Source organism: Mycobacterium hackensackense, from assembly GCF_025822555.1.
Classification (GTDB): Bacteria; Actinomycetota; Actinomycetes; order Mycobacteriales; family Mycobacteriaceae; genus Mycobacterium; species Mycobacterium fluoranthenivorans.
The window spans coordinates 213823-238121 of record NZ_JACKUC010000034.1 but is presented as its reverse complement, the minus strand read 5'-3'; the positions used below and the strand labels follow the sequence as shown (position 1 = coordinate 238121).

Below are 24299 nucleotides of genomic sequence, written 5' to 3'. Positions count from 1 at the left end.
TGGTCCGCGGTTTCGGCGGCATTGTGGGCGCGCTTGATTCCAAGAAGTGAGACTCTTGAACGTAAGATGTTGCAGGGTCTGAATACAGTTTCTTGCACTTGTAATACATTGATTTTCATCGATGGTTGGCCGACCCTCAGGCTCTACAAGACGATCGACATAAGGACCTACGGGCCTTGGCCGTCCCATTGATCAACGAGTCGCTGAATTGCATGCACTGATAATTACCCCTTGTGAAATGCGGGCCACTCCATACAGATTCTCATCTGCCTTGCTGTAGGTTGGCATTGATTTCACGTAGGCACGCTGGTATTGGCCAGACAGTGCGGCTATATCTTGGAAGGTTGCGTTGTCGCTGCGGTTGCCCATCTGTTGCAATTCATCAGCGAGTGCGGTCATCACCGGCGACACCGCGTCGTTCGCAGCTTGTTGTTCAGGAGGCCACTGGCTCGCGGGGATGCTGGCGTCAGTCTTTACCCACGCGACAACCGCTGGGTTCGACCCGAAATTATCGACGGACGATTTCCAATCGTCGCAAGCAGAGTCATGTTTAAGAAGGAAGCGTTCCGGATGTGCGGGGTCGTCGGGCGGGTTTGGCGAATCCGGCGGTTCGATTGAAGCAACGAGCGGGCCTCGTGCTGCGGCCGCACCATTCGTAATAGCTTGGCAAATATGAGTAAGTACGGTTGCTGCCGCTATCGAGGCCAATGCGAGGTTATCGTCCGGCGGCGTGTACGTAGCAATTCTCTCGACGTACGCACGTGAGTACGCAATGAACTGCTCATAAAGTTCACGGACGACCCGATGGTTGGTGACTTTGACGAGTGCCGCAGTTTGATCAGCCGCGTTACGAATGGCCCGTGCCGCCGTTGTGTATTGCGCACGGAGCTCCGGGCCCCAAGCGGACGCGGGGATGGAGGCATCTCGGTTTACCCATTCACCTTCTGCGTCAGCCAGCGTGTTGTTAATGGGAAGCCATGGCGCACATGACGGATCCTCGGTGATCACCGACACGGGCCCGGTGTCGTTCGCACTCGCGAAATCTGATGTCGGTGTACCGCTGGTCGTGGGCGCGGCGGTTGGTTTGTCTGACCCGCCGCTGCTCTTTGTGCAGGACGCAGCGACGACGGCGGTTACCGCGATGACTGCGACCAGGGCCACTGCGCCGATGATCCATTTCGCCAAACCGCGCTTGGGTGCGGGTGGCGGTGTCTGCGGCCATCCTTGTTGGGGATTCCACTGCGGGCCTGGCGCACCGCCGGGGTAGCCACCGGGAGGACCCCAGGGACCGCTGGGTGGTGGGGGAGGCTGAGTCACAGAACACTCTCCTGACATCGAGATACGTGGATTGAGTGGCTCGGCTCCTTAAGCCTTCGCAGTGACGTCAGCCTGGGCTTCGGTGAGCAGGTCGTACTGGTGTAGCCAGTAGAGCCAATCGGCAATGGCTGCTCGCTGCTCGGCGGCTTCGGCGGCATTGTGGGCGCGGTAGAGCGCGAGGTCCGCGGAGTGTGCGGCGTAGAGCGCAAAGGCGTTCAGGTGAGCGATCTCTCGTCCACTGGCCGCGCTCATCAAAGGTTTCATCACGTCGAACCACAGCGTGAATGTCTCGTTGGCAGGAGGTGCGCTGTCTGCTTGTGCTGGTGGGAGTTGGGCGATGAGATCTGGATCCTTGACGGCGGCGAGTTTGGTTGCGGCGTCCGGAAAGATGACCTGTAGTCGGTCGCGGCCGGTCATCTTTCCGCTCGGCGGGATGTCGTCGTCATCGAGAAGGATCTTGTGCGCACCGGGGTCGATACCTTCGAGGTGGGTCGTGGTGCCGACCACCGCGCGCAGTGTCGTTTCGTGTGCTTGGGCCCAAGCAGTCAGTGCGGCAACGGGATAGGTGGCCCAGCGGCCACGTTCAGCAGCGGGGATGGCGGCGTCGGCGCTGACCATCTTGACCTGCTCGGGAAGGTTCACGCCGTCGGGAATGTAGGCGATGCCGTAGCTATTGGCGACGATGATCGTATCGTCGGCGGTGAGAGCGACGAGCCAGAAGAAGCCGATGTCATTGGGGCGCGCCATATCTGGTGCATTGAGGGCGGCGCCTATGCGGCGAGTCACGCTCAAGGGGTCGCTTCCACCGGTCTTGCGCTTCAGCGCGCCGGCCGCAGCGGATGCGGCTACCAGATCGCGTTCGGCGCGGGCCGCGGACACGGGAATCGGAGCTGCTGCGGCACCTCCGCCTTGGGCGGATGATGTCGCTGCGGGAATGACCGGTGGTCCTGCTGTGGGTGGTACCGGTGCGGCCGGTGGTGGGGTGGCAGGTGCGCCCAGTGGCATCGGAGGAGTCGGCGAGGCCGGTGCGGACGAGGGCGCGGACGGCGGCGCGACATTGCCGCCGGGCACAGTGGGATGCGTGGCGGCGGGTGCCGTCGGCGAACTGGTGGCGGTCTGCTCGATCGGCGCGGCGGGCGGGGAGAATGGGGTGGCGGGTGTCGCGCCGCCCAGCGGAGCAGACGGCGGCTGGACCGGTGCCTGCATGCCAGTGGGCTTGGGACCCGTTGCGCCGCTGAGTGAGTCGGGCTTAGGCGCTTGCGCGCCCTGCGGGCCCTGGGCGCCTTGGCTGGTCTGAGGGGTGGTCGGGCCGCTGGGACTTCCGGTACCGGTGGTGGAGGACAGAGGCGAGGTCGGGGATCCGCCGGGACCGGCTGGGGTGCCGCCGCTGGTGACGGGGAGGGCTGGCTGTCCGCCGCTGGGCGTAGAGCCGGGGACGGGTTGACTTGACGGCGGAGAGGGCATCACCGGGGGCTGGCCGGCAACGGGGCGTGGTGGTGGTGGAGCTGTCGGAAGCTGGTTCGGTGCCTGCACAGTTGGTCCCGTTGTGCGCGGATCCAGCGTCGTCCCACCCAGCTGTTCGGAAGTCTCCGATGGGGATGATCCGAGCTTCGAGGGGTGCGAGGCGGTCGGGTCGGTGCGATCCGCCCATTCCTTGTTTCCTGCTCCAGTGTCTGCGGCTGGTCTGTTTTCGAACTGCGAAGTGTGTTGCGGCGCAGAGGGACGTTCAGCACCGCGTCCGGTGACGTGCTGAGGATCCGGCCGGGCCTCCGGAGGTTGTGAATCTGGATTCGCGTTTGGGCTGGCTGTTAGCGGCGGAGTCGTAGGCGTTGGCAGCTTCTGGCTTAGCAGTTGTTTCAGCGCATCGAGCGGAGGTTTCCATCCGTTGAGCGTCGGGATTTGCGCGCTCGTGCCAGCCACAACCCCCTCGTTCAAAGTGTGGAAGACGTTCACGACATTATCGATCGCGGTTTTCTTATCATCAGCATTCACCGCGGGATCTGTCGAGGATTCGATCTTGGATATCAGGCGTTGCGCTTCGTGGACATTCTCTGTGATTGTGTTCTTGGCTTGCTCGACCATGCCGCCAACATGGCTATTCCAAGTGGCTGCGGCGACTAGGTGGTTCTGCTGGTCCACTAACTTTGAGGTGCATTCGGTCGCTCCGCGGTTCGCAGCGTTCGCTGCACCTCCAATCCATACACCGCCCTCAAACGTCGCATCTCGTTCATGAGCCCACGGATCGAGTGCATCGAATGTCAGTCGCTGCAGCGCGCGCACACACTCGCTAGCAGACGCGTAAAGGCCATCCTCGTCCGCGGTCGGCCAGCCACCTGGGTTGAGTAATCGGTCGACGTACGGCCCGTTAGGTCGTGGAACAGCCATCGCTACTCCGCAAGTGCGTCGCACGCACCGAGGATTATGCCCGTCGAATGTAACGAAACATCATATAGATGACCGTCAGCGGCGGTATACGTTGATATCGATTGAGCAAAGGCTCGTCGGTATTGGGCTGCGAGCATTGCAATGTCTTCAAATATGGGATTGTTTGAAGTCCTCCCAATTCTCTCTAAAGTGTCGGCCGAAGCCTGCATGACTGGCGCAACATCCTCGTATGAGGCACGCTGTTCGGGTGTCCACTGACTTGCCGAGAGATTGGCATCGATATTGGCCCAGTCGGCAGTTTTTGTTCGAAAGTCAGAGGTGGCGTTTGTCCAGTCGCTGCAAGCAGAATTTGGCTTATTCAAGAACCGTGTCGGATTCGACGGGTCGCTAATCGGAGCTAATGCCGTAGGCTTAGGCGCCGGGGGTAGAAGAGGTGCCCGTGCAGGCGCCGAGCCATAGGTAATCGATTGGCATATATCTGAAACCACGGTCGCTGCGCCCACTGCTGTAAGTGCAAGTTGATTATCCCTCGGGACATATGTCGGAATGCGATCTGCGTAGGCTCGTGCATACGCGATGAACTGTTCATACAGTTCCCGCATGACTCGATGCGGAGTCAGTCTCAGGAGTGCTGTGGTCTGGTCTGCCGCATCGCGCAGCGCACGACCGATTGCTTGGTATTGGGCTCTTAGCTCAGGGTCCCAAGTAACTGCGGGTTGTTCCGGATCTCGCCGCGCCCACCCTTGGTCAGATACGTCTGCCCAGGTGTTGTTAATAGGCACCCACGGCGCGCACGACGGATCCTCGGTGATCACCGAGACCGGTCCGGTGTCGTTCGCACTCGCGAAGTCTGATGTCGGTGTACCGCTGGTCGTGGGCGCGGCGGTTGGTTTGTCGGAACCGCCGCTGCTCTTTGTGCAGGACACGGCGACGACGGCGGTTACCGTGATGACTGCGACTAGGGCCACTGCGCCGATGATCCATTTCGCCATGCCGCGCTTGGGCGCCGGCGGCGGTGTCTGCGGCCATCCCTGCTGGGGATTCCACTGCGGGCCTGGCGCACTGCCGGGGTATCCGCCCGGGCCGGGAGGACCCCAGGGACCGCTGGGTGGTGGGGGAGGCTGAGTCACAGAACACTCTCCGGCGATTGGCGCGATGACGCATGACGGTGGGCATCCCCGCGGACGGCGTCGGGTGCCCGTTCGGACGGGGTGACCCCCGGCGCTGCACCGGCGGCGGGCTCGGCGGATTCCTCCTCAGACTTTTCGCGCCGGTGCCTACCCTCGCGGTCCTTTTCTTCCTCCGGCTTGTCGTCCGGCTTCTCGGAACCGCCGACCTTGCCTGCGACCTGGCTGACCTGTTCGGCGACCTGCTGCACGCCTTGCATCGCGGTCTGCGGCAACGACCCCGCCATTCCCATCACCTGCTGGGGAACCTGCGCTGCCTGGCTCGCGATCTGCATCGGGATCTGCATCATCTGGCCGAGCTGACCGGCGCCCTGGGACGCCGCACCGGCTGCCGACCCGCCCGCACCGGCAGCCACTCCGGATGCGGCGCTCGCGGCACCACCACCTCCACCAGTGCCACCACCGCTGCCGGAACCACCAACCTGCGACGAGAGCTTGCTGTGCAACTGCGCATCCGTCGTTGCGTAGCGCTCGGCGACAGTCTTGATGTTCTGTGCGAACTGATTGGTCTCGGCCTTCAACAGCGGCAACCCAGAGACGATCGGGGCCAGAAACTGCGGGGCCACGGCCGCGATCGCCATCGACAGGGGATCGGACCCGCTGGGTGTGTAGCCCGCCGGCGCCTGCGGGATGGCATTGGACGCAGTCAGGAAGTTATCCCCCGCGCGGGACAACGCAGTCGTATCGACCTTCAGGTTTTCAGGCGCCATGACCGCCCGATTCCTCGGCCGTGGCGCAGCCCCCCGAAACCCCCGCGGCTCGGTGTGGCCCCATGGGCTCAACCAGCATCGACAATCCCCTCCGCATACCTCAGCTAAAACCCTACCCAACGCTGAAATGGTGGAAGTGCGGATATTTGGGAGCGGTCCTGGCCGTCACCAAGTTGCTGCCACAACGTGACGCGCCGCATTGGTTAGTCATACGAAGCGACGAGGATCGTCTGCGTTAAACGCGATGCGTTTGCTGAGACGTCTGTGCCTCTGCCGAAGCTCCTGCTGAACACCGGAGAGCATCTATTGCAGTGGCAATGCTCAATCTGCCTGCGGATGAGTGGCCGCAGGACGTTGCTTCGGGGCGGGAGTCTCCACCGGCGCACGTTCGGACGGCGTCGACAACCCGGGCTCGGCATGCGGCTCGGATTCGTCACGATCCTTTTCGCGATCGTCTTTGGGCTTGTCCGCCGGGCGACGGGCGTCCTTCTCATCCTTGTCCTCGGGAAGGCCACCCACACCCGAGGCTGCCTGCGATGCCTGCTGCACACCCTGCATGATCTGTTGCGGAATCTGCTGCAACCCTTGGGCGAGGCCTTGCAGCGGCTGGGCAATCGACTGCGCCATCTGCCCCACCTGCTGACCGACCTGACCCAGCACCTGCCCCATCTGGCCCATCATGTCTGCGCCGGCGCCCCCAGAGGCGGCGCCCGCAGGTCCGGCGGCCGCGGAACTACCGCCTCGGCCGCGGGAGTCCTTGCCCTCCAACACGTCCGCCGCGGCATTGAACCGTTCGGCACCCTCTTCGTCGCCGCGGGCGTACGCCTGGGCCGCCTTCTGCAGCAGATCCGAAATGGTGCTGGCGGTCGCCGATGTCACCCCGAAGCTGTCCTGCCGACCGTTCAGCACGCCGGCCAATGCGGTGCTCACCGCCGACGCGATGGGCCCATGGCTGGTCTCGACACCGTTTCCGTCCGCATCGCCCAGCCCGGACAAACCCGCAGCGACGTCGGAGTGAGCCTGCGAGAAATGCAACACCCCGTCCGTCTGGACATCAAACGGGTCCGTGGTCATCTGCCAATCCTATTGGGGTGCTTCACCGTGGTCGGGCACCAATTCCTCGACCTGACGTGCCGCGTCGGCCGCGGCCGCGCCGAACCCGAGTTGCTGCCACTCCTCGGCCACCGCGGCCAGCCCGATCGCGTCGTGCGCGGCCAACGCGCGCGCGTGCGACGCCGTCACCCGCGCGAAGACGCATTCAACCGGCAGGCCGTCAAGGGACGACACCGCCCGGGCGTCGCCGCACCGCACCGCATCGTGCACGGCGCGCAACGCCACGGCGGACTGCCCGCTACGTTCGGCCGCACGGAAAGCCTCCCTGGCCGCCCCGACCGCGCCGAGGGAATCCTTGCGCGCCCAGCAGGTCCAGGCCCGGGCCAGGGCAAGCTCCGGGGCAAACAGCATCGACTTCAATCCGTGTCGGGATTCCGCCCGCCCCAAGGCTTTTGCCGCGGCCACCGTCGAACCTTGCTGACCGAGAGTCTGCGCCAACAACATCCAGGCCAGCGGGGTCCACGAATAGCCGGTCGGCGCCAAACTGTCTGCAGCGGAACGTAACAAACCGACGGCGTCATCCAGATCGCCACGAAAGGTGGACACTTCTGCGATCAACAATTGCCCGATCGCGTGGCCCGGTCCCGTCTCGGCGCGCAACTCATGAGCCAGTGACTCGGCCCGGTCCAGGTCACCGCGGAACACGGCTGCAAGGACCTGCCCGTAGCCGGAGGTGTAGCGCAGCAGTCCGGGATGCCCGGCCGCGACAGCACGATTCGCCAACTCGTCGACCGGCCCGAATTCACCCATCCGCGCATGCGCCAGCGCCGCGGCCGACGCGGCCCAACCGACCGCCTGATCGGTGGCGGTGGCGGAGGCCAGCACCGACGCCGACAGCTCCCGCGCTCGATGCAGATCCCCGGCGTTCATCGCGAACGTGCCCAGCAGTGCATCCACCGTCGCATCGGCGGACACCCGTCCGCGCAGCGCCCGCAGGAACGCCGTCGCCCGCTCGGGCTCATTGAGCATCCAGAACTGGTTCGCCGCCCGCGGCAGCGCCCAGGCCATCAGGTCGGTTTCGCTCAACGTGCTGGGGTCCACCGCTGCGAGCACCTCGTCGGCGTCCCGCCCGCGGCCCTGCCAGGCGAGCACCTGAGCCCGCTCCAATCGCTCCGTCAAAGAGTCGGCGGGACCATCGGGCACAGCCGCAGTGTAGGGCGGACGCCGGACCGTCGGTAACGTTTTGCCTCGTGGCCGAAACCCCTTCCTGGGCGGTGTGCGTGTACTGCGCCTCCGGCCCTAAGCACCCGGAACTGCTCAAACTCGCCTCCGACGTGGGGCATGCGATCGCCGACCGCGGCTGGACGCTGGTCTCTGGCGGGGGCAACGTCTCGGCCATGGGGGCGGTGGCCGACGCCGCGCGCCAGCACAACGGCCGCACCATCGGCGTCATCCCCAAGGCGCTGGTGCACCGGGAACTCGCCGACGTCGAGGCGGACGAGCTGATCGTCACCGACACCATGCGGGAGCGCAAACAGGTCATGGAGGACCGGGCGGACGCGTTCATCGCCCTGCCCGGCGGTATCGGCACACTCGAAGAATTTTTCGAGGCGTGGACTGCTGGCTATCTCGGCATGCACCACAAGCCGATCGTCATGCTGGATCCGCTCGGCCACTATGACGGCCTGCTCACCTGGCTGCGCAGCCTGGTCGACACCGGATACGTGGGCGCCACCGCCCTGGACCGCCTGGTCGTGGTTAACAACGTCGATGCGGCGATGGCCGCATGTGCTCCCGGTGAGATCCCTCACTAGGGTTGACGCTCATGAGTGACGACACATCCCGCACCAGCGTCGGACTGCTTGACATCGCCACGCAGCTACCAGGATTTTTGGCCGACGCCCCCGCCATCGTGCGCGGGCTGGTGACCGGGTTCGGTGCGCGGCCGACGGCCAAGACGTCCATCGGCAAAGTTTTCCAGGACCGCGCCGCCCAATACGCAGACAAGGTCTTCCTCAAATTCGAGGACCAGCAGATCACCTACCGGCAGGCCAACGAGACCGTCAACCGGTATGCCGCCGTGCTGGCCGCCAAGGGCGTGGGGCACGGCGACGTCGTCGGGATCATGCTGCGCAACTCACCGGACGCGGTGCTGCTGATGCTGGCCACCGTCAAATGCGGTGCGGTCGCCGGCATGCTCAACTACCACCAGCGCGGCAACGTGCTGGCACACAGCTTCGGCCTGCTCAACGCGAAGGCCGTCGTCGCCGAGAACGATCTCATCGACCCGATCGGGGAGAGCGGCGCCGAGCCCGAGGGCCTGCTGACCATCGACGACCTGCGGCAGCTGTCACTCACCGCGCCCACCACCAACCCGGCCATCACCTCCGCGGTGCTGGCCAAGGACAAGGCCTTCTACATCTTCACCTCGGGCACCACGGGTCTGCCCAAGGCCAGCGTGATGACCCACTACCGCTGGCTGCGGGCCCTCGCCGGTTTCGGTGGTCTCGGACTGCGCCTGAACAGCAGTGACACCCTGTACTGCTGCCTGCCGCTCTATCACAACAACGCGCTGACGGTGGCCACCGGATCGGCGATCAACGCCGGCGCGGCCCTCGCCCTGGGCAAGTCCTTCTCGGCGTCGCGGTTCTGGGATGACGTCATCCGCTACGACGCCACCTCGTTCGTCTACATCGGCGAGATCTGCGGCTACCTGCTCAACCAGCCGCCGAAGCCGACCGACCGGGCGCACAAGATCCGCGTCATCGGCGGCAACGGGCTGCGCCCGGCCATCTGGGACCAGTTCACCGAGCGGTTCGGCATCCCGCGGGTGTGCGAGTTCTACGCCGCGAGTGAAGGCAACACCGCGTTCGTCAACGTCTTCAACGTCGACAAGACCACCGGCATCTGCCCCAGCCCGGTCGCGTTCGTCGAATACGACCTGGACACCGGCGAGCCCGCCCGCGGCTCCGATGGCCGACTTCGGAAGGTCAAGCGCGGCCAGCCGGGTCTGCTGCTGAGCAAGGTGTCCAGCCTGCAGCCGTTCGACGGCTACACCGATAAGTCGGCCAGCGAGAAGAAGCTGGTCCGCGATGCCTTCAAGGACGGCGACGTCTGGTTCAACACCGGTGACCTGATGCGGTCTCAGGGCTTCGGCCACGCCGCGTTCGCCGACCGGCTCGGTGACACGTTCCGCTGGAAGGGCGAGAACGTGGCGACCACCCAGGTGGAAGCCGCGATCTCCGCCGACGCGCAGATCGAGGAGGCGACGGTGTTCGGCGTGGAGGTGCCCGGCTGCGGTGGGCGCGCCGGCATGGTCGCGGTGCAGCTCAAGGAGGGTGCTGAGTTCGACGGCGCCGCCCTGGCCAAGGCCGCGTACGCGAACCTGCCGTCCTACGCGGTGCCGCTGTTCGCGCGTCTGGTCAAGGAACTCGCGCACACCTCGACGTTCAAGAGCCAGAAGGTCGAGCTGCGCAAGCAGGGCTACGGTCCCGATATCACCGACCCGATCTACGTCCTGGCCGGCCGCGACGAAGGCTATGTGCCGTTCTACGACGGCTACACCGACGAGGTGAGGGACGGCAAACGCCCCAAGTAGTGACGATTTCGGCGCGCTGACGTTCGCCCAGCGGACGCGAGCGCGCCGAAATCGCCGAACGCTAGCCTGGTGACGTGCAGTCGACGTTTCTCGGCAGACCGGTCGCCGGCGACCGGGCCATGATCATGGCCATCGTCAACCGCACCCCGGACTCCTTCTACGACCGCGGGGCCACCTTCGACGACCAGGCGGCGAAAGACGCGGCGCATCGCGTCATCTCCGACGGTGCCGACGTCATCGATGTGGGTGGGGTGAAAGCGGGCCCCGGCAGCACCGTCGACGCCGACGAGGAGATCGCCCGCGTCGTGCCGTTCATCGAATGGCTGCGCGGCGCGTACCCGAATCAATTGATCAGCGTCGACACCTGGCGGGCCAGCGTCGCCAAGCAGGCCTGCGCGGCCGGAGCGGACCTCATCAACGACACCTGGGCCGGCGCGGACCCCGGCCTGCCGGAGGTCGCCGCGGAGTTCGGCGCGGGGTTGGTGTGCTCGCACACCGGCGGCGCGACGCCGCGGACCAGGCCGTTCCGGGTGAACTACGGCATCAGTGAGCGCGGCGTCGTGGACGCGGTGATCGCCGAGGTGACCGCGGCGGCCGAACACGCGGTGGCCGTCGGCGTCGCAAAAGACGCGATTCTGATCGATCCGACGCACGATTTCGGCAAAAACACTTACCACGGCCTTAGTTTGTTGCGCCAGGTAAAAGATCTTGTAAATACGGGATGGCCGGTCCTGATGGCCCTGAGTAACAAGGATTTTGTCGGGGAGACTCTGGGTGTGGGCCTCACAGAGCGCCTGGAGGGCACACTGGCAGCGACCGCCCTGGCGGCCGCCGACGGTGCCGCGATGTTCCGGGTGCATGAGGTGGGACCCACTCGGCGCGTACTGGAAATGGTCGCGTCGATCAAAGGGGAGCGTCCACCGACGCGGACCGTGAGGGGACTGGCATGACCTTGACGCCCGACCTGGCCACCGGAATCACCGGCCACCAATGGCTCACCGATCACAGCTGGAGTCGACCCATGTGGACGATCGCCGAACTGGAGGCCGCCAAAGCCGGCCGCACGGTTTCGGTGGTGCTACCGGCTCTGAACGAGGAGGACACCGTCGGCTCGGTGGTCGAGACCATCGCCCCGCTGTTGGGCGGGTTGATCGACGAGCTGATCGTGCTGGACTCCGGGTCCACCGACGACACCGAGATCCGGGCCGTCGCCGCGGGAGCGCGGGTGATCAGCCGGGAAACCGCGCTGCCGGAGGTGGAACCGCAGCCGGGCAAGGGTGAGGTGCTGTGGCGCTCGCTGGCCGCTGCCACCGGCGACATCATCGCGTTCGTCGACTCCGACCTGATCGATCCCGACCCGATGTTCGTGCCCAAGCTGCTGGGGCCACTGCTCACCGCCGACGGGGTACACCTGGTCAAGGGCTTCTACCGGCGCCCCCTCAAGGTCAGCGGCGCCGAGGACGCCAACGGCGGCGGCCGTGTCACCGAGCTGGTCGCCCGGCCGCTGCTGGCCGCGTTGCGCCCGGAGCTGACGTGCCTGCTGCAGCCACTGGGCGGCGAGTACGCCGGCACCCGCGAGCTGCTGACCTCGGTGCCGTTCGCGCCGGGCTACGGGGTGGAGATCGGCCTGCTGGTCGACACCTACGACAAGCTGGGCCTGGACGCCATCGCTCAGGTCAATCTGGGGGTGCGCACCCACCGCAACCGCCCGCTCACCGAGCTCGCCGCGATGAGCCGGCAGGTGATCGCCACCCTGTTGTCGCGCTGCGGCATCCCGGACTCCGGTGTGGGGCTGACCCAGTTCTTCGCCGACGGCGACGACTACACGGCCCGCACGTCCTCGGTGTCCCTGGAGGACAGGCCGCCGATGAACACGCTGCGCCCCTGATCTCTGAGTCGCGCCCGCCGCGGCGAGGTTGTCGGTGTGTTAGGGCAAAATCGAGGCGTGACCCTGATCCTGCTGTACCTGGTCGTGCTCGTCCTCGTCGGCGTGGTGTTGTTTGCCCTGGGCAGTGTGCTGTTCGGTCGCGGTGAATCGCTGCCGCCGCTTCCGCGGGGCACCACCGCGACCGTGCTGCCGGCGTCGGGGGTGACCGGCGCCGACGTCGACGCGGTCAAGCTGACGCAGACCTTCCGTGGCTACAAGACCAGTGAGGTCGACTGGGTGCTGGAGCGGTTGGGTGCCGAACTCGATCTGGTGCGCGGCGAGTTGGCCGCGGTCCGGGCCGCGTACGGAATCGCCGAGGAGCGCGAACCTGCCGAGCATGAGGCGGCGCACGCCCGCGCCGAGGAATCATGAGCGATCTGCCCCACGAGGACGGTCGCATTCGGTGTGGCTGGGCGCCAACGGATTCCAAGCCCGACTCGGTGCTCTACCGCGAGTATCACGACACCGAATGGGGGCAGCCGGTACGTGATTCGGCCGCGCTGTTCGAAAGGGTCAGCTTGGAGGCCTTCCAAAGCGGGCTGTCCTGGCTGGTCATCTTGCGCAAGCGGGACAACTTCCGCCGAGCGTTCAAGAAGTTCGACGTGGCGAAGGTGGCCCGCTTCACCGAACGCGATGTCGAGCGTCTGCTGACCGACGAGGGGATCGTGCGTAACCGAGCCAAGATCGAGGCGACCATCGCCAACGCCCGGGCGGTCGCCGACCTCGATATCGAGTTCGCCGATCTGCTGTGGTCGTTTGCGCCGGAGTCGCGCACCCGGCCCGCGGACATGTCCTCGGTGCCCGCCGTCACCCCCGAGTCCAAGGCAATGGCCAAGGAACTCAAGCGCCGCGGGTTCCGGTTCGTCGGGCCGACGACGGCCTACGCACTGATGCAGGCGACCGGCATGGTGGACGACCACATCGCCTCCTGCTGGGTGTCCACAGCCACCTGAACTGGTCTCGGTCTGGTGCCATCGCCGGGTCTTTTCACACCGACGCGGTTGGATAGGGAACAATAGGGTGAGTTCAGTACCAAACTTGGGCCGGCTGCTGCCGGCCATGAACGGGTCCGCCCACGCGGGCCGGCTCACGCGGAGGGAGCACACGATGGCGGCGATGAAGCCCCGGACCGGTGACGGTCCACTGGAAGCGACCAAAGAGGGGCGCGGCATCGTGATGCGAGTACCACTGGAGGGTGGTGGTCGACTGGTCGTCGAACTCACCCCGGATGAGGCCGCCGCCCTGGGCGACGAACTCAAAGGCGTGACCAGCTAGACCCCCGCCAGGCCGCGGCGCTGACCCCGAGGGTTCAGCGCTGCACCTTGCGGTAGATCTCCAGGGTCTGCTCGGCGATGTGAGCCCAGGAGAACTCCTCGATACACCGCTGCCGTCCCGCGGCGCCATAGTCGTGTGCCCGCTTGGGGTCGGCGACCAGTGTGTTGACCGCGTCGGCGAGTCGCCGCTCGAAGAATGCGGTGTCCTGGGGGTCGTAGTGCACCAGCAGGCCGGTGCGGTGGTCGGCGACCACCTCGGGAATGCCGCCCACGTCGGAGGCCACCACAGCCGTCGCGCATGCCATCGCTTCGAGGTTCACGATGCCCAGTGGCTCGTACACCGACGGGCAGACAAAAACCGATGCCGCGGAGAGTATTTCGCGGATCTTGCCGATCGGCAGCATCTCGCGTACCCAGAACACCCCGGTCCGGCTGGCGGCGAGTTCCTGGACAGCGGCACTGATCTCGGCGGCGATCTCCGGCGTGTCCGGCGCGCCGGCACATAACACCAGTTGTACGTCCGGGGCGAAGTCGTGGGCCGCGGCGACCAGATGGGCAACGCCCTTCTGCCGGGTGATGCGGCCGACGAACGCGACGATCGGCTTGGACAGGTCGACCCCGAGTTCGGCCAGCACCGACCCCTCCGGGTCGGGCGCTCCGGCGGAACCGCTCCCTACGCTCGCGACCGGGTACCAAACCGTCGTGTCGATCCCGTTGCGCACCACGTGCACCCGGCTGGGATCCAGCGCCGGGTAGGTGGCCAGCACATCGTTACGCATCCCGGAGCTGACGGCGATCACCGCGTCGGCGGCCTCGATCGCGGTCTTCTCCACCCAGGACGACACCCGGTAGCCGCCCCCGAGCTGTTCGGCCTTCCATGGTCGCAACGGTTCCAGCGAGTGCGCCGTCAGCACGTGCGGGACGCCGTGCAGCAGTGCGGCCAGATGCCCGGCCATCCCGGTGTACCAGGTGTGCGAATGCACGACCGTCGCAGCCTGTCCGGGTAGACCGGCGTTGTTCGCCATCACCAGATCCGCCGACAGCGTCGACAGCGCCGCATTGGCCGACGCGAGCGCCGGGTCGGGCTGCGCCACGATCGCGGTGTCGCGCGGTGCACCCATGCAGTGCACATCGACCTCGCACAGGTGTCTGAGTTGGGTGACGAGTTCGGTGACGTGTACGCCGGCGCCGCCGTACACCTCAGGTGGATACTCCCGTGTCATCATCGCCACCCGCATGGTGTGCACGGTAGTGGGCCGCCGTTCGGCGCGCATGATTGCGGTCAACGTTTTTGGGGAATAACGAATTGTCTTGACCGACATGCATCAAATGGGGGCGATTGGCTGGCCCTAGTGCAATATCGCCGATAGGTTGACAAGCATGAGGGAAGCGCCACACGTGCTGGGCATCGTCCTGGCGGGCGGAGAGGGGAAACGGCTATACCCGTTGACAGCCGACCGGGCCAAACCGGCGGTGCCCTTCGGTGGCTCGTACCGGCTCATCGATTTCGTACTCTCCAACCTGGTCAACGCAAGGTTCCTGCGGATTTGTGTTCTCACGCAATACAAGTCGCATTCACTTGACCGTCATATATCGCAGAACTGGCGGTTGTCCGGGCTGGCCGGTGAGTACATCACCCCCGTGCCCGCCCAGCAACGGCTCGGGCCCCGGTGGTACACGGGCTCCGGCGACGCGATCCTGCAATCGCTGAACCTCATCTACGACGAGGATCCCGACTATGTGGTCGTGTTCGGCGCCGACCACATCTATCGGATGGATCCCGAGCAGATGCTGCGCTTCCACATCGAAAGCGGTGCGGGTGCCACCGTCGCCGGCATCCGGGTCCCGCGTGCGGAAGCGTCGGCCTTCGGTTGCATCGACGCCGACGAGTCGGGGCGCATCCGCGAGTTCGTGGAGAAACCGGCCGACCCGCCGGGCACGCCGGACGACCCGGAGCAGACCTTCGTGTCGATGGGCAATTACATCTTCACCACCAAGGTGCTGATCGACGCCATCCGCGCCGATGCCGAGGACGACCACTCCGATCACGACATGGGCGGCGACATCATCCCGCGCCTGGTGTCCGACGGGATGGCCGCGGTCTACGACTTCAATGACAACGAGGTGCCCGGAGCCACCGAGCGTGACCACGGCTATTGGCGTGACGTCGGCACCCTGGATGCGTTCTACGACGCCCATATGGACCTGGTGTCGGTGCACCCCATCTTCAACCTGTACAACAAGCGCTGGCCGATCCGCGGCGGCTCGGAGAACCTGGCCCCGGCGAAGTTCGTCAACGGTGGGTCGGCCCAGGAGTCCGTCGTCGGCGCGGGCAGCATCATTTCGGCGGCCTCGGTGCGTAATTCGGTGCTGTCGTCCAACGTCGCCATCGATGACGGCGCCATCGTCGAGGGCAGCGTGCTGATGCCCGGGGTGCGGATCGGACGCGGCGCCGTGGTCCGTCGCGCGATCCTGGACAAGAACGTCGTCGTCGGGCCGGGCGAGATGGTCGGGGTGGACCTGGACAAGGACCGCGAGCGTTTCTCGATCAGCTCCGGGGGAGTCGTCGCCGTGGGCAAGGGCGTCTGGATCTGACGGCTTTGGAGTCGCCGTTCTTCGACGCGATATGCCGTAGCGTGCGGGCTGCCCTGGAGTGCCGGGATGCGTTGGTGTGTGGCGACGACACCGCGATTCCTCGTTCCCTCTGGCCGCCCTCGGGTGCCCCGCTGTTCATCGAGGACGCGCGCGTCCTCGCCCATCCGGCGATGAGTGTGTTCCCGGACGCCCGGTTCGTCGCCGCGGTCCCGTTACACCGCGGCGCTGAGCTGGTCGGGGCGCTGTGGGTTACCGATCCCCACCCGCGTGCCCTCACCGCCGGGCTCCGTGCGCAACTCGAAGACTTCGGTCTGTTGGCATCGCTGCACCTGCAGCAGCAGAGCGACACCGCGTTGTATCGACTGGTGGCGGAGAACTCGGCCGACACGCTCATCCGGGGCAGCCTCGACGGGGTCCGCAGATACGTGTCACCCTCGATCCGAACGCTGCTCGGCTATGAGGCCCATGAGCTGGTGGGCAAGCGCGCCAGCGAGATCACCCATTCCGACGACGTCGAGGGGTTCGGACGGCAGATGCTGGCCATGCACGACGGCCGCCTCGACAGCTTCGTCACCGAACACCGGATGCGTCACAAGAACGGCTCCTGGGTGTGGCTGGAAGCCTTCGTCAAGGTCACCCACGACCCGGCCACCGGTCTGCGCGACGGCTATGTGGTGTCGGTACGGGACACCTCACGTCGCAAGGAGCTCGAGACCGAGCTGGTTCACCACGCCTATCACGACGGCCTGACCGGACTGCCGAATCGTGCACTGCTGTACGAGCGGTTGACCGCGCAGATCGAACGTGCGCGGGACGGTAACGGCTTCGCGGTGCTCTGCGTCGATCTCGACGGCTTCAAACAGATCAACGACGCATTCGGTCACGAGGTGGGGGACCGGGTGCTGGCGGCCATCGGCAGCCGGCTGGCGTCGTGTGTGGGCCCGGCGGATACCGTGGCGCGACGGGGCGGCGACGAGTTCGTCATCATCCACGTCGCCGACCCGCCGCTGCTCGATTCGGCTGTCGTGCTGGCGCAAGGGGTCATCGAAGTGGCTTCCGCCCCGATGACGATCGCCGACTGGTCCGGCAGTGTGGGCCTGAGCATCGGGATCGCCGCTGCGGTGGGTTCGATCGCCGGGGGTGAGGACATCCTGCGTGCCGCGGACCGCGCCATGTACGAGGCCAAGGCGTGCGGGAGCAACGGTTATCGCATCGCCGAATCCCGGTGACCATCGGGGCGTGAATCAGCGGATGTCGGCGGCGTTCTTGCGCCGGCGTCGCCACCGCCACACCTGGATGATCACCACAGCCACCGCGACCAACGCCACCAGAACCAACGCCGGCACCAGGATGGCGCTGAACACCAGCCCGACGCTGACGACATCCTCGGCGGTACTGAGCACCGGGGCGGCCATCCCGGCCGAGCCGATGTTGGCGACCGGACGCACGGCCGATTTCGTCAGCGACACGATCAGCGCGGTGACCACACCGATGACCACTGCCACCCATTGACCCGAACCGGCGAGCGTGCCGGGGTCGGTCACTGCAGCGGTCTGTGCCGCAGTGCCGGAGCCGAAGACGATGCCGCCGGACGTGGGCCGCACGAATGTCTGGATGGTGTCGTTGACCGAGTCGAGCGCCGGCACCTTGTCGGCGATGACCTCGATCACCAGCAGCACCGTGACGATCGCCAGTACCCAGCCGTTCTCCAGCCAGGACCAGCCGGCCGGCAGGCTCACCAGGTCCGTGAACCGCGACAAGAGACCGAGCGCCAACAGCGGGATGTAGGCGTTCAGCCCCGCGGCCGTTGCCAGCCCGAATCCGGTGAGCAGCTCCACACCGTCAGTATGGGGCCCGGTCCGGCCGATTCAGTGGACTACGAAGCGGACTCGGCAGATGCTCAGGTGCGCCGCCGTTTGTGGTCGTCGCTGCGCGGCCGGTCGTGCGGCGGGACTTTCGGCGTATTGCGTGGGGTGCGGCCCTTGCCTGCGACGGTGCTCAGTGCGCACCGGCAGCGCGGGCAGACCGGGTTTCCGGCCATGTCGACCGTCCAGCTCTTGCCGGCACCTGGACATGGCATTGCGTGCGGGCTGGGCATGACCTGATCCTAGGTCGGCGGGGCGCTCACCAGATATTCCTCACCAGACATAGGGCACCAGGCGATAGCGAACGGCGTCCATGTATGCGGGGTAGCCGGCCAGTTCGGTGCGCAGCAGGGACTCCTCATCGAGGATCCGCACCACCAGGATCGGCACCGCCAGGGCCGTGACGAGCACACCCCAGTAGGAGTCCAGGGCCAGCGGGGTGCCGAACATCATGATCAGTGCTCCCGAGTACATGGGATGGCGCACCGCCCCGTACAGGCCCGTCGAGACCAGTGGCTGCGCCTCCTCGACCCGGATACTCGCCCCGGCGAAGTTGTTCTGCAGGACGACCGCCTGGGCCAGCACCAGTCCCACCACCACCAGAACATTGCCCAGGATGACCACCGCCGTCGGCACATGCGACCAGCCGAACCGGTGATCCAGCGCGCTCACCACCGTCATCACCACGACGGACGCGAATGTCGCCGTGATGATGACCTTCTGCACCGGCCGCGTCTCGGCAGTCGGACCGCCGCGCATCCGCCGGGCCAGGGTGGCCGGGTTCTTCACGGCGAGATAGACATTCGGCACCAGCGTGGTGGCCATGAATACCGCGATGAAAACCCAAGCCTGCCAATAGTTCAACGTGCCCGCCGGCACGAACAACAGCACACCGAAGAACACCAGGCCGAAGAATCCGGAGACCAGGGCCTGCCACAACACCTTCATGACGCCCTCCTCAACGCAGATCACGACGGCGGAACGCGGCAACCCCGACGGCGATGAGTGCCGTGTCGATCGTCAGGAGCCACAGCAGCGGGGTGGCGGTGACGGCGCCGGGCCGCGGGATGTGGGCGAACGGCTCCAGGTCGAGCAGCAGCTGCGGGAATCCCGACAGCGAGCCGAGCAGGAACAGCGCGATGAATCCGATCAGCACACCCCAGGCCAACGGGGCGAAACGCGGTGCGAGTCCGAACAATGCGACGGTGACGGCCACGAGCAGCCACACCGCGGGTAGTTGCACCGCTGCGGCGGTGAGGACGGCGCCGAGCTTGCCGTCGATATCACCGGCCGCCGCCCCATAGGTCACCCCTGCCACCACACCCGCGAGCAGCAGGGCGCCGGCGGATCCGAGAAGAGCCGGCAGCAGATGGCTCGCCAGCCAACGGGTCCGGCTCACCGAGCCGGACAGCACCGCCTCGGCGTGCTGGTCGGACTCCTCCTGAGGCAAGCGCAGCGTCAGCGATATCGCGAACGCGGACGCGATCATGGCGAGCATGCTGAACGCCACCGCGACGAACGCCTCCTCCATCGCGGAGCTTCCGCCCAGTCGTACGACGACGTCTCGCGCCACCGCACTGTTGCCGACCTCGTCGGCGATCCCGTGCACCACGCTGCCGATGATCAAGCCGTACAGGCACAGGCCGACGGTCCACAGCAGCAGGGCGCCGCGGTCCAGACGAAGTGCCAATCCGAGCGGCCCGCTCAGGGTGGTCCCGGCCGTGGCCGGGCCCGGGCGCTCGGCGAACAGTCCGGCGCCCACGTCGCGGCGCGCCAGCAGCCGATAGGCCACGACGACGAGCACGGTCGCGAGCGTCAGATGCAGCAGCAGTATCCACCATCGGTCACCGGCGAACGGCCGCACCTGCAGCGACCAACCCAGCGGTGACAACCAACTCAGCAGACCGCCCTCGGGGCCCGACGCATCGCCGACCGCGCGCAGGGTGAAGGCCGCGCCGAGGACGGAAAACGCTGCGCCACGGGCGAACCGGGCGCTCGATGACAACTGGGCGGTGACGGCTGCGACGGCGGTGAACACCAGACCGGAAGCGGCCAACGTGATACCGAAGGCGACCGAGCCGGCCGGTGGGATATCGAGGGTGAGCAGGCCGACGGCAGCCAGGACGCCGGTCACGATCGTCGCCGAACCGGTGAGCAGCAGTGCCGCCGTCAGCCCGGCGTAGCGCCCGACGGCGGTGGAGTCCAGCAGTTCGGTGCGGCCGGACTCCTCGTCACCGCGGGTGTGCCGGATGACGGTGAGAATCGCCGCCACGGCGATCAGCAGGTGGAACATCCCGGCTTTCCAGACACCCACCGCGCCGACCGACTCGTTGTAGATGTTGCCGTAGAGCGCACGCTGGGCGGGGCTGGCCATGATGGTGGCGGCGAACGCGGCACGGTCGGCGGCGGTGGGGTACACGGTCTCGGTGCTGCCGACATAGACGGTGGCGACCGGCAGGGACAACAACAGCACCCACAGCGGCAGCGCCACCCGGTCCCGGCGCAGGTAAAGGCGCAGCAGGCCTGAGGTTCCGGTGAAGTTCGAGGACCGGACGGGCGCGCGGTGCAGTGTGGCCACGGTCATGCGCGATCCGCCTTCGGCTTCTCGCCGGCTCATGAGTGCACCACGTCATAGTGCTGCAGGAAAAGGTCTTCCAGGGTGGGCGGCTGACTCACCAGACTGCGCACTCCGGCATCGCCGAGCGCCTTGATCACCTGACCGATGCTCGCGCTGTCGACCTGCGCGCGCAGCGTGGTGCCGTCGATGCTGATGTCCTCGACACCCGGGATGCGGCTGAGATCGCCTGGATTGCCGATCATCTCGGCGGTGATCGAGGTGCGGGACAGGTGCCGCATCGAGTCCAGCGTGCCGGTCTCCACGGTGCGCCCGGCCCGGATGATGGTGAGCCGGTCGCACAGGGCCTCGGTTTCGGCCAGGATGTGGCTGGACAGCAGCACGGTGGTCCCGCGGTGGTTGGCCTCGCGCACACACTGCTGAAAGACGTTCTCCATCAAGGGGTCCAGACCGCTGCTGGGTTCGTCGAGCAGTAACAGCCGGGCATGGGAGGCGAACGCGGAGATCAGCGAGACCTTCTGCCGGTTGCCCTTCGAGTAGGTGCGGGCCTTCTTCGTCGGGTCCAGGGCGAACCGTTCGATCAGGTCGGCACGCCGGCCGGCGTCGATATCGCCGCGCATCCGGGCCAGTAGATCGATGGTCTCGCCGCCGGTGAGGGACGGCCAGAGCGTCACATCGCCGGGCACGTACGCGATATCGCGGTGGAGTTCGACGGCGTCGGCCCACGGGTCGCCACCGAGTAGCCGCACGGTGCCGCCATCTGCGCGGACCAGGCCGAGCAAGGTGCGGATGGTGGTGGACTTACCGGCCCCGTTCGGGCCGAGGAAGCCGTGCACCTCTCCGGCGGCGACGGTGAGATCGAGTCCGTCCAGGGCGCGGGCGGCGCCGAAACTCTTTACCAGACCCTGTATTTCGATGGCGTTCTGCGTCATCATTGGCTTCCTTCCGGAGATGTGGCGATGGGCAGTCCCTGTTCGTCCTGTGCGACGAACGCGTCGTACATGGTGGAGTCGGTGAGCAGGCCCTGGGTGTAGACCTCGAGGGCCGGCAGCACCATGTCCTGGGCGTAGTCGTGCAGAACCGCCCGCAGGTCGGTCGGATTCTCGTGCAGTTGGAGATACATCAGGAATGCGCCGCCGCCGGCCATGGCCAGGAATCTGGCGCGCGCCTTCGGGTTTCGGCTCGGCTTGACGGTGCCGGCCCGAACGCCCTCCTCCATGTACTGCTCGGTGTTGTCGAGCATCCTGCGCCACAACTTGTTCGACAGTTCGCCGCCGCTCTGCATGGTGCGCACCAGATAGGCCATCGCGGGCGCGAACGACTCGATCTCGGCCATCTGGGCGAACCAGCTCGCCGGGTCGGTGCTCTGGATGGATTCGGTCTTGGCTTCCAGGATCGACTCGGCGACGTAGTCGTCGCACGCCTGGCGCAGCTTGTCCTTGGACCCGAAGTGATGGATCACCAGGCCGGGGCTCACGCCCGCCGCGGTGGCGATGGCCCGCACGCTGGTGCCGAAGCCGTGTTGACCAAACTGGTCGATCGCGGCGTCGCGGATTCGGGCCGCCGCGGTCAGATCATCGACTGAACGCATGTTCAGTACGCTAAACGCGTGTTTAGTGTTCGGTCAAGAGGCGAGTACGTCAGGAATTGGTAAAGATCACGCGAGATTGCCGTTACTGCGCAGAAGTGCGAGAGGGGGACGCAACAACCGCAATCTCGCGGGTGCGGAGAACGTCAGTCGCGCGCGGCGGCGAGCAGCCCGTCGCCCAACGGCACGAGCACCGGGGTGAAGCGTTCGTCCTCGGCGATCAGCCGGGCCGCCTCACGTACGGCGCTCACCTCGGCATCGTTGGCGGTGGCATCGCCGGCACGGCCGCCGAGTGCGGCGCGGTGCACGACGACCGCCCCGCCCGGGCGCAGCAGCCGCACGGCCTCGGCCACGTAGAGCGGCTGATCCGTCGGCGCGGCATCGATGAACACCAGGTCGTAGGACTCGTCGGCCAGCCGGGTCAGCACTTCCTGAGCGCGACCGGCAATCAGCCGGGTGCGCGACGGCCCCACCCCGGCCTCGACGAAGGCCTGCTTGGCCAGGCGCTGGTATTCGGGCTCGATATCGATCGTGGTGAGGACACCGTCCTCGCGCATGCCGGCCAGCAGCCACAGTCCGCTCACGCCGGCCCCGGTCCCGACCTCGACGACCGCCTTCGCGCCGGTCAGCCGGGCCAGCACGCTGAGCAGGGCTCCGACGGCCGGGGTGACGGCCCCGGCACCGCTGTCGACGGCGCGTTCCCGGGCCGCCGCGGTGACGTTGTCCTCCGTGATCGAGCCCTCGGCGTGCGAGACGATCGCGTGAGCACGCTGTGCGGCGTCGTCGGTGGTGGCCATGCCCGCAGCGTAGAGCGAAGACGCACGGCCCCGCGCATCGACACGCCCGCCCCTGAAATCAGGATCACACCGAATTTCGTCAGGTTTTGCCTGGTGAAGTAACGGGTATCCAGCTTTCTCAGGAATTAATCAGTTTTCTCCTATGCCTGCCTCACACCGGTCAGCGACGGTACTTGCATGAACATCGGCGGGAGCTGGCACTCGGGGAATAGCGATATCTACGGTCGCGTTGCCAAAGGCACCGAGCAATCGCCCGAAATGGCTGGTTGCCCCACCGATACGGAGGATCTGACGAACACCACCACGCGCCTGGCCACCCCGGTCTCGATGCCCCATCTGGAGCAGTACGCGGATGCCGATTGGGTGGAGCCGTCTGAGGAGCTGACCGGAACGGCGGTGTTCGACGCCACCGGCGACAAAGCAGCCATGCCGTCGTGGGACGAGCTCGTTCGCCAGCATGCCGACCGCGTCTACCGGCTCGCCTACCGCCTGTCGGGTAACCAGCAGGACGCCGAGGATCTAACCCAGGAGACGTTCATCCGGGTGTTCCGTTCGGTGCAGAACTACCAGCCGGGCACGTTCGAGGGCTGGCTGCACCGCATCACCACGAACCTGTTCCTGGACATGGTGCGCCGCCGCACCCGCATCCGCATGGAGGCGCTGCCCGAGGACTACGACCGGGTGCCCGCCGAGGATCCCAACCCCGAGCAGATCTTCCATGATTCGCGGCTGGGCCCGGATCTGCAGGCGGCCCTGGACTCGCTGCCGCCGGAGTTCCGCGCGGCCGTCGTCCTGTGCGATATCGAAGGCCTGTCCTACGAGGAGATCGGCGCCACTCTGGGCGTCAAGCTCGGCACGGTGCGTAGCCGCATCCACCGCGGACGGCAGGCGCTGCGCGAGCATCTGGCCAAGCACTCCGACACGCTGCCGACCTCCGCCTGAGCGTCGTAGGTGTGGGGTTCAGCTTCCCGCGCTACATTCAAAAGAACAGTGTGCGCGCGATGCGCGGTGGCCAGAGAGGAGCTGGGTGATGGTCGACCCCGGGGACGTGTTCCGCCGTGCCTTCTCCTGGTTGCCCACCCAGTTCGCGTCCCAGAGCAGCGAGCCCGTCGGACCGCGCCGGTTCCGGTCCACCGAACACCTGTCGACCGAGGCCATTGCCGCGTTCGTCGACGGTGAGCTGCGGATGACGGCTCACCTGCGTGCCGGCCACCATCTGTCGCTGTGCCCGCAGTGCGCCGGTGAGGTCGACGCGCAGCGTCAGGCCCGAAGCGCGCTGCGGGACTCGTGCCCGATCGCCATCCCGAGTGCGCTCCTGGGCTTGTTGTCCCAGATCCCGGAGGAGAATCCGAGGGAAGTGTCCGCCGAGCAGATGTCTCGGGAGATGACGGAAGAGTCGGCTCGGACCCGCCGCAAGCGCCGGTAGAT

The 24299-nt window shown here is 66.4% G+C and carries 26 protein-coding genes and 1 pseudogene; 13 read left to right on the top strand and 14 right to left on the bottom strand.

The window, feature by feature from the left end; genetic code table 11:
* Window positions 1-192 precede the first annotated feature (192 nt).
* On the bottom strand, window positions 193-1161 hold the full coding sequence (locus tag H7J86_RS27265; protein ID WP_267294796.1) for an ESX-1 system-associated protein: 969 nt from the start codon (window positions 1159-1161) through the stop codon (window positions 193-195).
* A gap of 204 nt (window positions 1162-1365) precedes the next feature.
* The gene (locus H7J86_RS27260; RefSeq protein WP_267294794.1) at window positions 1366-2196 is read right to left on the bottom strand and encodes an EspK C-terminal domain-containing protein; all 831 of its coding nucleotides are present in this window, start codon (window positions 2194-2196) and stop codon (window positions 1366-1368) included.
* 55 nt (window positions 2197-2251) lie between these two features.
* Between H7J86_RS27260 and H7J86_RS27255 the strand changes: the two genes are divergently transcribed.
* Window positions 2252-2614: a hypothetical protein gene (locus H7J86_RS27255; protein WP_267294792.1), complete on the top strand. Its 363-nt coding sequence runs from the start codon at window positions 2252-2254 to the stop codon at window positions 2612-2614.
* A gap of 554 nt (window positions 2615-3168) precedes the next feature.
* Complete coding sequence (locus H7J86_RS27250; protein WP_267294790.1) at window positions 3169-3438, top strand: hypothetical protein; 270 nt, start codon at window positions 3169-3171, stop codon at window positions 3436-3438.
* Window positions 3439-3704: 266 nt separating this feature from the next.
* On the opposite strand, the gene H7J86_RS33750 is transcribed toward H7J86_RS27250, so the two are convergent.
* The 4 genes and pseudogenes from H7J86_RS33750 to H7J86_RS27235 form a co-directional block, all read right to left on the bottom strand.
* A complete protein-coding gene (locus H7J86_RS33750) occupies window positions 3705-4694 on the bottom strand; it encodes an ESX-1 system-associated protein (protein ID WP_504928628.1) in 990 nt (329 codons plus the stop codon).
* 134 nt (window positions 4695-4828) lie between these two features.
* On the bottom strand, window positions 4829-5599 hold the full coding sequence (locus tag H7J86_RS27245) for a hypothetical protein (protein WP_267294788.1): 771 nt from the start codon (window positions 5597-5599) through the stop codon (window positions 4829-4831).
* Between the two features lie 321 nt (window positions 5600-5920).
* On the bottom strand, window positions 5921-6673 hold the full coding sequence (locus tag H7J86_RS27240) for a type VII secretion target (RefSeq protein WP_267294786.1): 753 nt from the start codon (window positions 6671-6673) through the stop codon (window positions 5921-5923).
* Between the two features lie 9 nt (window positions 6674-6682).
* Window positions 6683-7840, bottom strand: a pseudogene (locus H7J86_RS27235) (AAA family ATPase); the annotation flags it as partial.
* Between the two features lie 62 nt (window positions 7841-7902).
* On the opposite strand from H7J86_RS27235, the gene log reads away from it, so the two are divergent.
* The 7 genes from log to H7J86_RS27200 all read left to right on the top strand — a co-directional run bounded on the left by log (window position 7903) and on the right by H7J86_RS27200 (window position 13452).
* Entirely contained in the window at window positions 7903-8466 is a 564-nt protein-coding gene (gene log, locus H7J86_RS27230; protein WP_267294784.1) for a cytokinin riboside 5'-monophosphate phosphoribohydrolase, read from the top strand.
* Window positions 8467-8477: 11 nt separating this feature from the next.
* Window positions 8478-10250, top strand: coding sequence for a long-chain-acyl-CoA synthetase FadD6 (gene fadD6 / locus H7J86_RS27225; RefSeq protein WP_090363560.1), 1773 nt, complete (start codon window positions 8478-8480; stop codon window positions 10248-10250).
* Window positions 10251-10369: 119 nt separating this feature from the next.
* A complete protein-coding gene (folP, locus tag H7J86_RS27220) occupies window positions 10370-11200 on the top strand; it encodes a dihydropteroate synthase (protein WP_267294921.1) in 831 nt (276 codons plus the stop codon).
* Window positions 11197-12138, top strand: coding sequence for a glucosyl-3-phosphoglycerate synthase (locus tag H7J86_RS27215; RefSeq protein WP_090363563.1), 942 nt, complete (start codon window positions 11197-11199; stop codon window positions 12136-12138). The genes folP and H7J86_RS27215 overlap by 4 nt, the downstream gene beginning before the upstream one ends.
* Before the next feature lie 57 nt (window positions 12139-12195).
* Complete coding sequence (locus H7J86_RS27210) at window positions 12196-12549, top strand: DivIVA domain-containing protein (RefSeq protein WP_090363564.1); 354 nt, start codon at window positions 12196-12198, stop codon at window positions 12547-12549.
* The gene (locus H7J86_RS27205) at window positions 12546-13130 is read left to right on the top strand and encodes a DNA-3-methyladenine glycosylase I (protein WP_187096597.1); all 585 of its coding nucleotides are present in this window, start codon (window positions 12546-12548) and stop codon (window positions 13128-13130) included. Before H7J86_RS27210 ends, H7J86_RS27205 begins: the two co-directional genes overlap by 4 nt.
* 154 nt (window positions 13131-13284) lie before the next feature.
* Window positions 13285-13452: a DUF3117 domain-containing protein gene (locus H7J86_RS27200; protein ID WP_003406247.1), complete on the top strand. Its 168-nt coding sequence runs from the start codon at window positions 13285-13287 to the stop codon at window positions 13450-13452.
* A gap of 34 nt (window positions 13453-13486) precedes the next feature.
* On the opposite strand, the gene glgA is transcribed toward H7J86_RS27200, so the two are convergent.
* On the bottom strand, window positions 13487-14689 hold the full coding sequence (glgA, locus tag H7J86_RS27195; protein WP_267294919.1) for a glycogen synthase: 1203 nt from the start codon (window positions 14687-14689) through the stop codon (window positions 13487-13489).
* Window positions 14690-14831: 142 nt separating this feature from the next.
* Here glgA and glgC point away from each other — a divergent pair, with 142 nt between their 5' ends.
* Window positions 14832-16046 (top strand): glucose-1-phosphate adenylyltransferase, encoded by a 1215-nt coding sequence (gene glgC, locus H7J86_RS27190; RefSeq protein WP_090363567.1) that lies wholly within the window; start codon window positions 14832-14834, stop codon window positions 16044-16046.
* Between the two features lie 41 nt (window positions 16047-16087).
* Window positions 16088-17275, top strand: coding sequence for a diguanylate cyclase domain-containing protein (locus H7J86_RS27185; RefSeq protein ID WP_267294782.1), 1188 nt, complete (start codon window positions 16088-16090; stop codon window positions 17273-17275).
* A 15-nt stretch (window positions 17276-17290) separates the two neighbouring features.
* On the opposite strand, the gene H7J86_RS27180 is transcribed toward H7J86_RS27185, so the two are convergent.
* The 7 genes from H7J86_RS27180 to H7J86_RS27150 all read right to left on the bottom strand — a co-directional run bounded on the left by H7J86_RS27180 (window position 17291) and on the right by H7J86_RS27150 (window position 22871).
* Entirely contained in the window at window positions 17291-17884 is a 594-nt protein-coding gene (locus tag H7J86_RS27180) for a DUF4126 domain-containing protein (protein WP_267294780.1), read from the bottom strand.
* A 62-nt stretch (window positions 17885-17946) separates the two neighbouring features.
* The gene (locus tag H7J86_RS27175) at window positions 17947-18144 is read right to left on the bottom strand and encodes a hypothetical protein (RefSeq protein WP_139170239.1); all 198 of its coding nucleotides are present in this window, start codon (window positions 18142-18144) and stop codon (window positions 17947-17949) included.
* Window positions 18145-18184: 40 nt separating this feature from the next.
* The gene (locus H7J86_RS27170; protein ID WP_267294778.1) at window positions 18185-18859 is read right to left on the bottom strand and encodes a methyltransferase family protein; all 675 of its coding nucleotides are present in this window, start codon (window positions 18857-18859) and stop codon (window positions 18185-18187) included.
* Window positions 18860-18869: 10 nt separating this feature from the next.
* Window positions 18870-20495 carry an ABC transporter permease gene (locus tag H7J86_RS27165; RefSeq protein WP_267294917.1) on the bottom strand — a complete coding sequence of 542 codons (1626 nt, stop codon included), beginning with the start codon at window positions 20493-20495 and terminating at the stop codon, window positions 18870-18872.
* Window positions 20496-20524: 29 nt separating this feature from the next.
* Window positions 20525-21418: an ABC transporter ATP-binding protein gene (locus tag H7J86_RS27160; RefSeq protein WP_372517338.1), complete on the bottom strand. Its 894-nt coding sequence runs from the start codon at window positions 21416-21418 to the stop codon at window positions 20525-20527.
* The gene (locus H7J86_RS27155; protein WP_267294776.1) at window positions 21418-22077 is read right to left on the bottom strand and encodes a TetR/AcrR family transcriptional regulator; all 660 of its coding nucleotides are present in this window, start codon (window positions 22075-22077) and stop codon (window positions 21418-21420) included. Before H7J86_RS27155 ends, H7J86_RS27160 begins: the two co-directional genes overlap by 1 nt.
* Window positions 22078-22220: 143 nt before the next feature.
* Window positions 22221-22871 (bottom strand): O-methyltransferase, encoded by a 651-nt coding sequence (locus H7J86_RS27150; RefSeq protein ID WP_267294774.1) that lies wholly within the window; start codon window positions 22869-22871, stop codon window positions 22221-22223.
* 258 nt (window positions 22872-23129) lie between these two features.
* Between H7J86_RS27150 and sigE the strand changes: the two genes are divergently transcribed.
* The gene (sigE, locus tag H7J86_RS27145) at window positions 23130-23813 is read left to right on the top strand and encodes an RNA polymerase sigma factor SigE (RefSeq protein ID WP_372517342.1); all 684 of its coding nucleotides are present in this window, start codon (window positions 23130-23132) and stop codon (window positions 23811-23813) included.
* 88 nt (window positions 23814-23901) lie between these two features.
* Window positions 23902-24297 (top strand): anti-sigma E factor RseA, encoded by a 396-nt coding sequence (gene rseA, locus H7J86_RS27140; RefSeq protein ID WP_090363579.1) that lies wholly within the window; start codon window positions 23902-23904, stop codon window positions 24295-24297.
* Window positions 24298-24299: the final 2 nt, after the last annotated feature.

Excerpts from the sequence above, each read along its gene's own strand:
- H7J86_RS27255 (WP_267294792.1), top strand. The coding sequence starts at position 2,252 with ATGACCGGTGGTCCTGCTGTGGGTGGTACCGGTGCGGCCGGTGGTGGG.
- H7J86_RS33750 (WP_504928628.1), bottom strand. The coding sequence starts at position 4,694 with ATGGCGAAATGGATCATCGGCGCAGTGGCCCTAGTCGCAGTCATCACG.
- H7J86_RS27245 (WP_267294788.1), bottom strand. The coding sequence starts at position 5,599 with ATGGCGCCTGAAAACCTGAAGGTCGATACGACTGCGTTGTCCCGCGCG.
- H7J86_RS27240 (WP_267294786.1), bottom strand. The coding sequence starts at position 6,673 with ATGACCACGGACCCGTTTGATGTCCAGACGGACGGGGTGTTGCATTTC.
- fadD6 (WP_090363560.1), top strand. The coding sequence starts at position 8,478 with ATGAGTGACGACACATCCCGCACCAGCGTCGGACTGCTTGACATCGCC.
- folP (WP_267294921.1), top strand. The coding sequence starts at position 10,370 with ATGATCATGGCCATCGTCAACCGCACCCCGGACTCCTTCTACGACCGC.
- H7J86_RS27215 (WP_090363563.1), top strand. The coding sequence starts at position 11,197 with ATGACCTTGACGCCCGACCTGGCCACCGGAATCACCGGCCACCAATGG.
- H7J86_RS27205 (WP_187096597.1), top strand. The coding sequence starts at position 12,546 with ATGAGCGATCTGCCCCACGAGGACGGTCGCATTCGGTGTGGCTGGGCG.
- H7J86_RS27200 (WP_003406247.1), top strand. The coding sequence starts at position 13,285 with ATGGCGGCGATGAAGCCCCGGACCGGTGACGGTCCACTGGAAGCGACC.
- glgA (WP_267294919.1), bottom strand. The coding sequence starts at position 14,689 with ATGCGGGTGGCGATGATGACACGGGAGTATCCACCTGAGGTGTACGGC.
- glgC (WP_090363567.1), top strand. The coding sequence starts at position 14,832 with ATGAGGGAAGCGCCACACGTGCTGGGCATCGTCCTGGCGGGCGGAGAG.
- H7J86_RS27175 (WP_139170239.1), bottom strand. The coding sequence starts at position 18,144 with ATGCCCAGCCCGCACGCAATGCCATGTCCAGGTGCCGGCAAGAGCTGG.
- H7J86_RS27170 (WP_267294778.1), bottom strand. The coding sequence starts at position 18,859 with ATGAAGGTGTTGTGGCAGGCCCTGGTCTCCGGATTCTTCGGCCTGGTG.
- H7J86_RS27165 (WP_267294917.1), bottom strand. The coding sequence starts at position 20,495 with ATGACCGTGGCCACACTGCACCGCGCGCCCGTCCGGTCCTCGAACTTC.
- H7J86_RS27160 (WP_372517338.1), bottom strand. The coding sequence starts at position 21,418 with ATGACGCAGAACGCCATCGAAATACAGGGTCTGGTAAAGAGTTTCGGC.
- H7J86_RS27155 (WP_267294776.1), bottom strand. The coding sequence starts at position 22,077 with ATGCGTTCAGTCGATGATCTGACCGCGGCGGCCCGAATCCGCGACGCC.
- H7J86_RS27150 (WP_267294774.1), bottom strand. The coding sequence starts at position 22,871 with ATGGCCACCACCGACGACGCCGCACAGCGTGCTCACGCGATCGTCTCG.
- sigE (WP_372517342.1), top strand. The coding sequence starts at position 23,130 with ATGGCTGGTTGCCCCACCGATACGGAGGATCTGACGAACACCACCACG.
- rseA (WP_090363579.1), top strand. The coding sequence starts at position 23,902 with ATGGTCGACCCCGGGGACGTGTTCCGCCGTGCCTTCTCCTGGTTGCCC.